The 13,988-nt window shown below is 34.9% G+C and carries 11 protein-coding genes; 1 reads left to right on the forward strand and 10 read right to left on the reverse strand.

Translation table 11 applies throughout. The features are described from left to right. Positions 1-37: 37 nt before the first annotated feature. From AAA923_RS04525 to AAA923_RS04570, 10 genes are all read right to left on the reverse strand, one after another. Positions 38-1,099 (reverse strand): M24 family metallopeptidase, encoded by a 1,062-nt coding sequence (locus tag AAA923_RS04525; protein WP_338214951.1) that lies wholly within the window; start codon positions 1,097-1,099, stop codon positions 38-40. 8 nt (positions 1,100-1,107) lie between these two features. Next, entirely contained in the window at positions 1,108-2,427 is a 1,320-nt protein-coding gene (locus AAA923_RS04530; protein WP_338215400.1) for a PTS sugar transporter subunit IIC, read from the reverse strand. Positions 2,428-2,442: 15 nt separating this feature from the next. Further along, positions 2,443-2,778, reverse strand: coding sequence for a PTS sugar transporter subunit IIB (locus AAA923_RS04535; protein ID WP_338214953.1), 336 nt, complete (start codon positions 2,776-2,778; stop codon positions 2,443-2,445). A gap of 24 nt (positions 2,779-2,802) precedes the next feature. Beyond that, positions 2,803-3,849 (reverse strand): aminopeptidase, encoded by a 1,047-nt coding sequence (ypdE, locus tag AAA923_RS04540; protein WP_338214955.1) that lies wholly within the window; start codon positions 3,847-3,849, stop codon positions 2,803-2,805. 22 nt (positions 3,850-3,871) lie between these two features. Further along, positions 3,872-4,186: a PTS lactose/cellobiose transporter subunit IIA gene (locus AAA923_RS04545; protein WP_338214957.1), complete on the reverse strand. Its 315-nt coding sequence runs from the start codon at positions 4,184-4,186 to the stop codon at positions 3,872-3,874. A gap of 4 nt (positions 4,187-4,190) precedes the next feature. Continuing rightward, on the reverse strand, positions 4,191-6,113 hold the full coding sequence (locus tag AAA923_RS04550; RefSeq protein WP_338214959.1) for a BglG family transcription antiterminator: 1,923 nt from the start codon (positions 6,111-6,113) through the stop codon (positions 4,191-4,193). Between the two features lie 141 nt (positions 6,114-6,254). Next, positions 6,255-7,178, reverse strand: a complete 924-nt coding sequence (locus AAA923_RS04555; protein ID WP_338214961.1) for an L-lactate dehydrogenase — start codon at positions 7,176-7,178, stop codon at positions 6,255-6,257. A 131-nt stretch (positions 7,179-7,309) separates the two neighbouring features. Beyond that, positions 7,310-8,926 carry a DUF262 domain-containing protein gene (locus AAA923_RS04560; protein WP_338214963.1) on the reverse strand — a complete coding sequence of 539 codons (1,617 nt, stop codon included), beginning with the start codon at positions 8,924-8,926 and terminating at the stop codon, positions 7,310-7,312. Between the two features lie 169 nt (positions 8,927-9,095). Continuing rightward, positions 9,096-10,007: an L-lactate dehydrogenase gene (locus tag AAA923_RS04565; RefSeq protein WP_338214965.1), complete on the reverse strand. Its 912-nt coding sequence runs from the start codon at positions 10,005-10,007 to the stop codon at positions 9,096-9,098. A 631-nt stretch (positions 10,008-10,638) separates the two neighbouring features. After that, the gene (locus AAA923_RS04570) at positions 10,639-11,694 is read right to left on the reverse strand and encodes a D-alanine--D-alanine ligase (RefSeq protein WP_338214966.1); all 1,056 of its coding nucleotides are present in this window, start codon (positions 11,692-11,694) and stop codon (positions 10,639-10,641) included. Positions 11,695-11,886: 192 nt separating this feature from the next. Between AAA923_RS04570 and AAA923_RS04575 the strand changes: the two genes are divergently transcribed. Beyond that, a complete protein-coding gene (locus AAA923_RS04575; RefSeq protein WP_338215402.1) occupies positions 11,887-12,813 on the forward strand; it encodes a DUF1002 domain-containing protein in 927 nt (308 codons plus the stop codon). The last annotated feature ends 1,175 nt before the right edge of the window (positions 12,814-13,988 follow it).

Below are 13,988 nucleotides of genomic sequence, written 5' to 3' on the forward strand. Positions count from 1 at the left end.
CACATACACCATAGTCTTTTGTTTAGAGTGATTTGAATTAATTTCCAACAACCAACAAATTGTGAGTTGTTTTCGTTAAACTAACAGGCTTTTCAGAAGTAACTAAAATGTCATCTTCAATCCTAATTCCACCAATTCCTGGTAAGTAAATTCCAGGTTCACATGTACCAATCATTCCGGGTTCTAAAATGTCATTTGAAGTTGCATTCATCAATGGTCTTTCACCACCACCAATACCCAATCCGTGACCTAATCCATGTGTAAAATATTTTCCATAACCAGCCTTGGCAATTCTTTCTGATGCATATTGATGAATTTCTTTTCCAACTTTGCCATGAACAAATTGCTGAATTGTATCTTGCTGAATTGGCAATAAGGTTTCATAAAGATTTTTAAATTGATCGGTCATTTCTCCAACACTAACTGTACGCGTCATATCAGATTGATAACCATCTTTTACAATCCCGAAGTCCAACAACAAGAAATCTCCATTTCTAATAATTCGATCACTTGCTCGGCCGTGTGGCATTGCTGTTCTTGGTCCCGATGATATTACAGGATCAAATGAAACCCCTTCTGCTCCAAAATCATAAACTAATTTAAAAACTTCTCCAACAACCTGTTTCTCAGTCATACCCACATTTATATGCCTAATTAATTCCAAGAATATCTTGTCAGTTATTGAACAAGCATTTTGAACTAATTTTATTTCGTTTTCATCTTTTACTGATCTTATTAATGGAATAGAATCATTTAATGGCTTTACTTCACATAATTCTTCAATTGCATGATATTGCGAGTATGGCATTTCTGTTTCTATAGCAACCTGTTTAGAATTATTATCTTTCAACCATTGCAACACGCCACTAAAAACTCCACCTTGCTTAGTAACAATGTTATTGTAACGATCTGCATAAGGTTCAGCAGCAACTGCATATCTACCGTCCATAATTTGATAATTAGCATTTTTACTTAAGATTATCCAAACTCCACTACCAGTCAAAGCATCAAGATAAATCTTTGTAGCCTTTTGATTTATGACGATTGCATCAACATCAAGTTTGTCTAATAATTTACGAACTTTATCTATTTTTTTCATTATTTCTCCTAGAAATCAAGATCCATGTCGTCTAGTAATTCTTCGTCATCCAGTTCGCCTTTCTTCTTTTCAGATCTGTTCTGTTCTTCTCTTAATTGATTCTTTTCAAGAACCTTAAAGAATGGCAAGTATACGAGAACTGCTAACACAACTTGTAATGCATTAACAAGAATGGAACGCCAATCACCAGCCGTTAGGAAACCTTCAAAGAACGCTCCAACATAAGGTGGTGTAAAGACGGGTTTACTTAACCATCCTAATTTCATAAACATGTATGGTAATTGACCAACAATATTTCCACCAAGAATGAATGGAATCATCATGATTGGGTTAAGAATAACTGGTAGACCGAAGAGAATTGGTTCATTAATACCAAATAGACATGGCACAAGTGAAAGTTTACCAATCTTGCGATATTGCTCACTCTTAGAAAACATCGCAAGTATGACGACACCGATAGATATACCGGCACCGGTAAATCCAAAGTAAGCGCTTACTGAGCCAGGAGCATAAAAGTGAGGAATTGCTTGTCCAGCACGTAGGGCTTCAACGTTTTCTGCGAAGAATTGATACATAATTGGTGCTGTAATACCACTCAATACTGATGGGTGGATACCAAAGAAAAATAGTGTTAATTGCAGGATTCCTAATAGCCAAACTGTTGTTAGGCTATCCATACTACCAACAAGCGGTCCGATAACTATCGAAAGCATATCTGGTGGCAATGTTCCAGTTAGTCCAAGACATAGCCCACGAATAATAATGAATGTTCCAACAATTAAAGCTGTGGGGATAATTTCAAAAGAACTTGATACAAAATCTGGAACACCCTCTGGCATATTAATTGACAGATGATGGTTTTGACACCAACGATATAATTCAACTGTTACTAAACCAACAATGATGGCAACGAAAAGACCTTTTGCACCAAAATTAGATAGATCAGGAACACCTTTTTTATCATATTGGATAGTTAACATTACAAAGGCGAATGTTGACATCCCAATACATCCAGGAGCATACAATCCATAATAATGCCCCAATCCATATGAGATGGTCATTACCGCATATAGAGATAAGAAGCCTAGTGATAATGTTACGGGTAAATCCAATAGGGATGCATTATCAATAATAAACTGACTGACAAAATTATTTTTACCAATCATATTGGGTAAAGCGGGTAAAATAGCGAAGATACTACCTAAAATAGTGAATGGTGTAAGTCCCATCATACCTGACTTAACTGCTTTTAAATGTTGATTATTATCGACCTTTTCAGCAACAGGCATGAAATATTTATCCATAAAAGCTTGGAATTTCTCAAACATGGTGTTCATATTTCATCACTCCTTTGCTTGTTCTGCTTTTTTATGTGCGATAAGTGCCATTTTTAAAGCTGTAGCCCCATCCATCTTGCCGTATGTATCCTTATCCATAATTCTGTAAGGAATACCTTTAGGTGTCAAAATTGAACTAATATATTCTTCTCTATGAGCAATTTGAGGCCCAATTAAAACAGCATCAATTTCTCCTTCTTCATCTGCCAAAAGATCAGCAGAAATTGCTTCTAATTCAAAATCATCAATATTTAGTTTTTTACTTGCTCGAATAACATCCTTCATTTTTTCCATCATCATGGTTGTCGAAAAACCACCAGCACAACATAATACAATTCTCATTTTGGTTACCCCCTTATTAGGTAATTAAAATTTGTATAGTTCATCTGTAGTTTCTTTTGTAACTTGTGGAAGAATCTTTGTATATAGTTCAGCAATATTAGCAACGTCATTGATATCGACGATTGATGCAGAGCAATGCCCATAACGACATGGTAAACAAGTAGTTACTGTTGCTTTTCCTTCATGAACCTTATGTGCCTCACCACTATCAGTCCCACCGTTATTAAACATGTCATACTGAAGTGGTAAATCATTTTCCGTTGCCGTATCTCTAACTAGACTCACTAATTTCTTATTAGGTGCCATAGTGCGATCAAAGAAGGTTAACATTGGACCTTTTCCAATTTGACGATTATTTGTATTATCTCTTCTAAATTGATCAGGATACGTTGCAACATCAATAGTAAAGTAAACGTCAGGATCAATCATCTGTGCTGATGTTTTAGCACCTCTTAAACCAACTTCTTCTCCGTAAGTGCCAACGTAATAAATATCATTTTCATGTTTGATATTTTGCATTGCTTTAGCAATTTCAACTAAAGCAAAACATCCGTAACGATCGTCCATAGCTTTTCCCATATATGTATCAGGTAAATTCGTTGATTCAAATTCTGTACCAAAGGACAACATATCTCCAACATTGATTCCTAGATCAAGAACATCTTGTTTTGTTTTTGCGCCTATATCAAAGTACATCTGTGAATCTGCAGTTTTTTCGTATTTACCAGCAACCATACCATTCAACTTTTTGCCATCTGCAGTTGTCAAACGCAATCTATGGAAATCTAAAGTGTCTGTTTTAACTCCTCCAACAACTATTAGCATTACCAAACCACCGTCAGTAATACTTCTAACCATGAATCCAACTTCATCCATATGAGCAGCAATTACAACCTTAGGTCCATTTCCAGTTCCTTTTTGAACACAAACCATACTTCCTAAACCATCATACATAGTTTCGTCACAATATTTAGCTAACGTATCTCTTAAAATATCTCTAACTTCATCTTCACACGAAACAATTCCATCGGCATTCGATAATCTTTCAAGTACTTTAACATCAACATCCATAACGGTTTTACCTTCTTTTTATTTATTCAGTTTGCTTATCTTTCAACATTTCAATCATTTCTTCAATTAAATCTCTAGCTAATAAACTAGTCATTAAATGGTCTTGTGCATGCACCATTAACAATCCAACTGGTGTCTTATTTCCCCTCGCTTCTTCAGTCAGCATGTCTGTTTGTAAATTGTGAACTTCAGCACTAGTTTTTCTTGCTTCTTCCATTTTCGCGTCAGCTTCATCAAACTGACCCTTTCTGGCCATTCTCAACGCTTCAAAAGCTTGTGCTCTACTATCTCCAGATATTGAAATAATTTGAAAAACTTTCATTTCTGTATCGTCCATAATGTCAACTCCTCTTAATTGCAGTAGTAATCTTATAAATAAATTCCTTATAATTTTTAACTCTGATAATTGAATTTCTTAAATCGGAATCCTTCATTAACTCAATCATCATTCGACTTATCTCTTGATGCAGTGTTAAATGACCTTGACCAATATTAATCAAAAAAATAATCTGAACTTTTTTATTTTGATATTTAATTGGCTCTTTTAAAATAGTGACATCAATTATTTCCTTATTTGCAACATTGGTCATAGGGTGTGGCCCTGCAATGCCAGCATCATAAACGGTACTAATCTTTAATTCACGTTCGAGAACACTATCTTTATAACCAACCTGTGCTTGACCACACTGTTCCAACTTAAATCCACGTTTTTTTAATATATCTAAGTAATTATTTTCATTTGATACCTTAAAGTTAGTGGCAGAAAACAACCTCAAAACTGACTGTGTTTCATCAACAAATCTATATGGATTTTCATTTAACAATCTAACTGATTTTTCAACTTTATCGAGATTATCATTCGATAGAATTGGATCTATCTGAATAATTGGAATAGAAAACGTGTCATCTGGTATATAAATTGTAGAAATTACCAAATCATCTTTTTTATCAATCTTATGTATTTGATTCATGGAGATGGTTTTTATTTTTGCCTTGGGAAACAATCTAGCAATTCCTGTTTCCAAAAGGTATCCAGCACCACGCCCGTCTTGAGTCAAAACTACAATATTCTGGTAATTCTCCATTTCCATTAATTTTTGTCTTTCCAGACTAGCTGCAAAATAAATAGCAACGTATCCCAATTCATCTTTACTTAATTTATGAGTTAAGTCCTTGTTTAGATAATTCATAAAATCTAAAGATGCATTAATAACATTGGCATATTTAACATAAACATCATCAATTAAGGGATTTGTTAACTGGTGGTTAGTTGATAATCTTTTAAAAAGTGTCGCCACATGAATTAGAAGAAAATCCTGTAATTCATTGTCGTCTCTAAAGTCAGTTCGATACGTTTGATCAACTTTTTTTAATGATTGATCAATAAGATTCTTTAGCTCTGCTTCTTCTTCAACCTCAACGTATGATAATTTGCCAATCATCTGTGTCTTTAAATAAGTGATTTCAAAATCGGGTATTTCCAAATTATAAGTATCTTCAATATAACTAACGATGTCACTAACAAGTGCCTCAGTTTTAGCATTTCCTTTTAAATGAACGTTGTAATCAGAAATACTAATATAATTCTTTTTCAATAGTCTGAAAATAAGTAACCTAACATGTTCAATGACATTTTTTAATAATAAATCATTTATGACCAAATCATTTTTTATCAAACTGTCCTGAATAACTCTTCGTAATTCATCTTCTTTAATCATTTGTGTGAAGGTAATGTATTCCGGTGTCATTACAGGTGCGGATAATTGCATCCGAAAAAGGTCAATTATTGCTTGTCTTTTATTACTTTCTTTTCCATTTACATAAATTCCATAGTGAGGTTTTCCAACTACTTTTAAGTGTTTCTCTTTAAAAAATTGATTAGTACGTTTCAAATCATCTTTTACTGTTGAAACGCTTATATGGAACCTTTGTGCCAAATCCTTTAATGTAATAAAATCCCCAGCTAATAATAAAATAATTTCTAAATTAAGTAGTCTTTGACGGACATCCGTTAATAATATATTTCCACTCGTCTCCTGATTAAGATAGCTATCAAGCCGTTCTTTATTGGTAACTTGAAGTAAGTAACCTTTCTTACGAATGGTTTTTATTGCGAATCCATTGCATTTTCCTACCATATTCAATTCTTTAATATCTGATGATATAGTGCGATCACTGACATTCAACTTTTGGCACAGATCATTACGAGAAATTGGATTTGGTATATTTGTTCTTAATAATTTAAGAATATTACCATATCTCATTTTGTTATCCTCCTTTACAGTTCAAATTGTATCCGCTTTCACCAATGAATAAAATATTAGAATTTGCAATTTAACTTTGAAATTTCCAGCTCATTCAAAAAAAGAGTCATACCATATGTTAAATGGCATGACTCTATATAATTATTTAACTTCTTCAGGCAATTTGCTCTTAATATAATCAGCTGAGTATTGTAACTTATCCAATTCTTCTTGAGGAAGATCCAATTGAATTTGTTGTTCAATCCCATCACGACCAACAATAGCTGGATATGATAGGTAAACGCCATATTCCTCACGGAAATTGGAAACTGGCAATTCAATATAAGCATCATTCAAGATTGCCAAAGTTAACTTAACGGCAGCAGTTGAAATACCATAATTGGTATATTTCTTACCACTAAAGACAGTGAAACCACCCATTCTGATATCTTCGTTCAATTTATCCAAGTCCAAACCATCTTTTTCAGCTAGTTCAGCGATTGAATGGTCCAAAACTTTGACAGTTGACCAAGCAGTAAATTGTGAATTACCATGTTCACCCAAGTTGTAACCTTGCACAGAACGAGGATCAACATTCAAAGCTGCCCCAACAGCGCGTTTCATTCTAGCTGAGTCCAACAAAGTTCCGGTTCCCATGACGTGAGCCTTTGGCAATCCAGTGATTTTTTGATAAATAGAAACCATAATATCGTTAGGATTACTAATCACCACGATTTTTCCATCAAATTTAGTTGCTTTAATTTTAGTAGCAACATCGATAACTGCCTTACTTGTGAAATCCAATTCAGCGAATCGGTCAGGTTTAACTCGATCCTGCAATTTAATATTACCAACGGCAGAAATAATTACGTCTGTATCATCCAATTGAGAGTAATCATTAACAAAAACATTAGTATGGAATGGCAAATTTGCCATCGCATCTTCAAAATCTAGAGCATCGGCTTTAACCTTTTTCTCATTAATATCAATCATTACTAAATCATCCACAAAACCACTGCTAACGATATAATGCGCACAGGCTGCTCCAACATTACCTGTTCCGATAATTGCTACTTTTCTTGTCATATAATCTACCTCTCAATTCAAAATAAGTTGTAGTTGCCATTATACTCTAATTTCATTAAAAATTAATTAATAATCTTATTTTTTCATAAAAAAGCGGCATTTCATATACGAAATGTCGTTTAATTTCATTCCTACTTCCAGAAAGATACCGCGTAATCTGCATTCTCCGCTTGAATTTCTTTGACTTCATCCTCAGTAATATTGCGATTTTCGGCCATTTTTCTTGTATAGCTAAATTTTGATTCTCTTAAAATATCAAACTTACGTGTAGGTGCTTGTTTAATCCTACCAGACTCGTTTTTAGTGACTAAAACTTTGTTACCAATCAAATCGGGATCACTAATATTCTTATTGATATTAATCACTTTTACATTATTCATATCAATTTTTCCAATTTCGTCTGAATAAAAAATATCTGCTAGTATATGCTTACTTGCTTTTTCAGTTTTAACTTGTGCTTGTCCAAAATCTATTCTAAATTTATCGTCCGGAACCGTATCCTCAGAAATATCATTATTAATGTCATCTATCGATGCATATTTTCCATCATTTATACCAATAGCAATTTTAGAAAAGGTCTTTTCATATTTATTAGCAACCAGGCCTCCAATTGTAAAGTTCCTAACGACAAATGAACTTATCTTGTGTACAACTTTTAAGATATCAGACTCACTATACCCATTTTCCTTTAACGCTAAAATAACCGGATAATATGTTTTAACATTGAGGTCTGACAAGGCAATTAGTTCCCTGTTTAATTCATCGTTAGAAAAATATTCTGTCGACTTTGGATCTGAAATTGCACCATACACTGGAGCTAATCCATTCAAACTGATAATAAGACTTTTCGCATCTGCACGGTTCTGAACTTTTGTATAAATTTTCTTATACAAAAGTTTTTCTGTCGCAAATTCATTTTTCGAATTCCAATATGATCTTACAAATTTCGTTACATTTTTAGCTCCACCATTTAATGAATCTACCATTGAATCCCAGTATTTTTTCACTTCATTAATATCATCTCCAGATATTCTTAAGAGATGATTTTTTAATAAATCACTCGCACTTAACTCAGTTCCTCTATCATTCAATGTTTCAAATATAACGAAAGCATCTGATTGACTTGTTGTCGATAATGTAATCACATAGAAGTTTTCCAAAAAGCTATTTAGAATTCTGTACAACAATTTAACTTTTTCATTAGGTTGTTGCTCTTTTTTAAGTTTATCATTAACCCATGTATCAATTGTCTTATAGGTTTCAAACACATTTTTTTTGGAAGATTGCTTGCCAGAAATCTCTTCACTGAATGTGTTTTTATTCATAATATTACGTTCAAAATAATCGTTTAAATCTTTGCTTTGCCCAAAACGATAACTTCCTCTTTCTCCAAAATAATTATCTTGAAGATCATCAGCCCTTAGCTGTGCTCTAGCATCATCATATTTTTCATTCAATTTCGAAAATTCATTTCTTACTACTGCCAAAAATATAAAACTAGTTGTTATACGTTGTTGACCATCAATCACGTATTTCTTTTTATCTTGTGCATCACTATTTAAAACTATTAATCCAAAAAAGTGAGCATCCTGTTTTTCGTCAATAACTTCGGACAAATCATCCATCATTTCATCAACTTGATTAGTTTGCCAATCATAGCCACGTTGATAGAGTGGAACTTGCAAGTCCCCAAACTCCTTAAAAAATGCATCCATCGTGAACCTTTGAGTATTCAATTCCCCAGTCAATATTTAAATCTCCTTCTATTTCTGATTCTGTTAACGTCTTAACTATTAAGGCGTTTATCTCATTAATCGTAACTACCCCATTTTATCCTGAAATAAATAATTTAAATACCTTATTTTGCAAATAAAATAAAAACGACATCTCAATTAAGAAATGTCGTCTAATTTCATTCTATTTAATATTTTTCTTAATATAATCGGCTGATTCTTGCAACTTATCCAACTCAGCTTGTGGCAAATCCAATTGTAATTGTTTCAAAATACCTTCACGACCAACGATTGCTGGATATGAAAGGTAAACGCCATATTCTTCACGGTAATTAGAAACTGGTAATTCGATATGAGCATCATTCAAAATAGCTAATGACAATCTTACAGCAGCAGTTGAAATACCGTAGTTGGTATAACCTTTACCATCAAAGACAGTAAAGCCACCCATACGTACATCTTCGTTAATTTGGTCCAAATCAAGTCCTGAATCCTTAGCCAATTTCTCAACTGGTTGATCCATAACTTTGACAGTTGACCAAGCAGTGAATTGTGAATTACCATGCTCACCCAAGTTGTAACCAGAAACTGAACGAGGGTCGACTGAGAATGCCTTACCAACAGCGCGTTTCATTCGAGCTGAGTCTAGCAAAGTACCAGTTCCGATAACACGTTCTTTAGGGAAACCAAGCACTTGTTGATACATTGAAGTCATGACGTCATTAGGATTACTGATAACGACCATAATACCGCTAAACTCAGTCTGTTTGATTTTCTCGGCAACTTCAGTCACTGAATCACCAGTTGGCTTCAATTCACCGAAACGATTTGGATGATCTCCACCAATTAACTTAATGTGCCCAACAGCGGAAATAATAATATCAGCATCATCCAATTGAGAATAATCATTTACAAAAATATTAGTATGATATGGCAAATTGGCCATGGCATCTTCAAAATCCAATGCATCAGCCTTAACTTTCTTTTCGTTCTTGTCAATCAAGACCAAATCATCGACAAAACCACTAGCAACAATGTAGTGAGCACAAGCAGCACCAACATTACCCATACCGATAATTCCTATTTTTCTAGTCATAAATAAAATTCCTCGCAATCAAAGATTTTTAAATAACTTCCATATAACATCATACACTAAAGATAACCAATATCCAAAGCGCTACCATCGTTGGTAAATTAGGTATAATGCCATCTCCAGAGCTGATAGTATTCACCTGCTATGCGGACCGATCCGAGCCAGAATACGGTCTCGAATCTCGGTTTGAAGCCTTACCAAAGTTCGGTAAGTTTCCAAACACGCCCGGTGGTGTAATTGCTAAAGCAATAACGCCACACCCACAGCGGGTAAATACTATCAGCTCCTCCGACTACCTTAATTCTCTATTAAGATACTTGAACGTTCATCTTACGTTATGACTGAATTATAAGTTTTTCATTCAATAAAGATTCATATATTACTACAGCAATACATTAGCTGGAGGTTTACAGTGATTGGAGTCTGCTGTGGAGGTGGAGTTAGGGCAAGTGATTTTCTCGTTCTTACTCCACGGGGCGACTTTGGAGACTCGCGGTTTTTGCGAGGCTTCAAATCTAGGCTCGAGACCGCCCTTCGGCTCGGACCGGTCCCCATAGCAGAACTCCAATCACTGTAAACCGGAAGCGGCCCAAACAAAAAGACATATCCCATTACAGGACATGCCTAAAAATAATTATTGACGATTTTCGTAATACTTAACTTTACTCATAATGATTCTTTCACATAAGTCAGGGTATGAAATACCAGCAGCTTCTGCTTCTCTTGGCATCAATGACAATGGTGTCATACCTGGCAAAGTGTTTGCTTCCATAACGTATAATTGACCATCGCGTAACAAGAAGTCCACACGACCATAATTGCTCATGCCTAATGATTCGAAAGTCTTCTTTGTCAAAGCTTGCATCTTAGCATGAATTTCATCATCCAAGTTATCTGGTGGTGTGATGAAATGTGTCACATTGTTTTCTTGGAACTTATGTTGGAAATCATACCAACCTGTATCAACGGTAACTTCCACTGCGGGAAGTACTAAGCCGTCAACGATAGCAACTGAGAATTCGCGACCCTTGATATATTCTTCAATCAAAACTTCGCTATCAAATCTCAAAGCGTCAGCTACTGATTCTCTCAATTCAGTCGCATTTCTAACGATGTGTGTACCAACACTTGAACCACCGTTTGATGGTTTAACTACCATTGGATAGTTGAATGGAATATCTTCAGACAAAATCTTAGCTGTCTTAGTAGTTGTATACTGAGCTGTTGGAATCTTATCTTGAACAAAAATTTCTTTAGAATACTTCTTATCCATAGCAAGACCTGAAGCAAGTGAGCCACTACCTGTATATCTAATATCAAAGACATCGAATACTGCTTGCATCTTACCATTTTCGCCATCTTCACCGTGAAGTCCCATGTAGACGATATCGGCGTGTTGACAAATTTTCAAAACGTTACGGCCCAAAAGACCACGAGTTCCATCGGTACGAAGTGCATTGATTTTTTCATCCGTTAAAACTTCATCATCAATGATAAGTTTACTTTCACTCTCTGGTTCAGTTGTAAAAAGATCGTCAATCTTATCTTCATCAACATCCTTACCTAAAAATGAATCAACGTATGCGACTTCATAACCCTTGCTACGTAGTGCGTTGGTGATTTTAACTCCGGAAGATAAAGAAACATTTCTTTCTGTACTTCTTCCACCTGAAAGAACGACAATTTTCATTGTGTTTCACCTAATCCTTTTAATTTTATTACTTAAGCGTAATCCTAGAACCTACAGAATAGCACAATGGCAACAAAAAAACCATTTCAGAGATTAAGTTTCCGAAAAATTTTAGCTAACTTCTCGAAATTTTCACACATTTTTGGTTTAATTGGGTTTAAGGAGGATATAACCTTGAAAAAGTTAAATATTATTTTGTTAGGTTTATTATCTGTAATCACGCTGGGAATCTTCTCAGCACAAAGCGTTAAAGCTGATGATCTAAGTGATCAACCAGTCATGACTTTGGGAACATCTTTAACTAGCGACCAACGTCAAGGAACAATCAACGCCCTATCTTCACAAATTAATAATGGTAGTTACAAGACCATCACCGTTACTGGTGACACATTGGTTAAGTATTTGAATCCAAGTGGTAACTCATTCACAAGTAATTCTGGTGTTTGGTCATCTGCTTTGATTCAAAAGACTTCATCTGGTTCAGGTATTAACGTTAAAATCGTTGACTATAATGGTAAAAATAACATCACAACTATTACGGCTGACCAATATCGTAATGCCGCCGTTACTGCTGGTATCAGCGATGCTAATATCTATGTAACCTCGGCTACCCCAATCGATGGATCTGGTGCCCTAGCCGGTATCTACGCTGCTTACGCTAATAGTGGTGATAGCTTGAATCAAAGCCAGGTTAACGCCGCACAAAAGGAAATGAGCGTCTTGAGTGGCATTACTGATGCTAACAAAGGCACTGATGGTTACTCTGATAAACAATTGAATAATGCTGTTGCCGGAATCAAATCAGATATGGCTCAAAAAGGCGATACCATCACTAATAATCAAATTACAACAATTGTAAATAACAACTTACAAAAGAATAATTTGCAAAACATCATCACTGATAATCAAAAAACACAGATTATTAACTTGATGATCCAGATTAAAAATTCCGGAGCTTTGAGCAATTCAAACTTCAAGGAACAAGCTTCTAAGTTAAGTAGCGATATCATGAGTAAAGCTAAGAATATTTTCAACAACTTAAATACTCAGGAAAATCGTAACTTCCTACAAAGAATTTGGGACAGTATCGTTTCATTCTTCAGCGGACTATTTAACTAAAGCCGTCTCCAGGACTGAGAACATTTACCTGCTATGCGGACCAGTCTCGAACCTCGGTTTGAATGCTTGCACAAACAGCAAGTCTCCAAACACGCCCGGTGGTGTAAGAGCTAAAGCTCTAACGCCACACCCACAGCTGGTAAATATTCTCAGTCCCTCCGACTAATTGATTTTATATGTAAAGTAAATGTTCCGATTTCATACTAATAACCACAAAATCCCTGCAGCAATCGATAAAAGATTGTTACAGGGATTTTTTACAATTATCGGTCAATTTTTGATACAAGGAAAATTAATTTCTTATATACTATGGCTAGAGTCATGCTGTCGAAGACTTGCTATCTTTGTTGACTTTAGTCAGCCAGTTAAATGGTGCAACACCCCTCGCCTATTCCGTTTTGATGGAGGTGTATGACTTGATAACAGGGATCAGATTGAAGGTGTGGCTTTGCAGCTCTTAGAGTTTGCAATTAGTGTTTATTACTTGGCAAAAGCGTATTTCATATTTATAAAAGCCAAGGCACTAAAAAAGACTAATCATTTAGATTAGTCTTACCCATTAGTAAATCATTTTCCGTCTGATGATTGAGACTACAGGAGCGCATTCCTGTGGTCTCTTTTCATTTGTTATTATATGAGATTAAGAAATTGAAATCAACTGTTTAAGACAATATCAAATATTTCGTTGGAAGTTAATAAATAAAATCATTTAAATGACACTCAGTATGACGTATATTACTATCTTCAATCCAATTATTGAACTAAGTAGAATAAAAATCCTTTGACAATAGGCATTGAGCCCCATATCATAATATACACAAATATAATTATATGAATGCCAAAGGTTGAATGAAACCAACTATAGATTAATTGAAATTTGGAATATGAAAATAAGATATGACCCCTGGTTATGATTTATTTGAAATAGCAGAAGTCTTCACTTTATTATTCATAATAGAAAACAAACCAGTTGGAAGAGCTGAGAGTATTCATCAGCAGCGAAAGTGGCGTTATTGCTTTAGCAATTACACCACCGGGCGTGTTGGAGACTTGCCGATTTTACAAGGCTTCAACCGAGGTTCGAGACCGCTCTTTGGCTCGAGCCGGTCCGCATAGCAGGTAAATGTTCTCATCTCTGGAGATACCTTTAGGCAAATAATTGAAAGGGAGTGGGC

This window comes from Companilactobacillus muriivasis, from assembly GCF_036246245.1.
GTDB classification, from domain to species: Bacteria; Bacillota; Bacilli; order Lactobacillales; family Lactobacillaceae; genus Companilactobacillus; species Companilactobacillus muriivasis.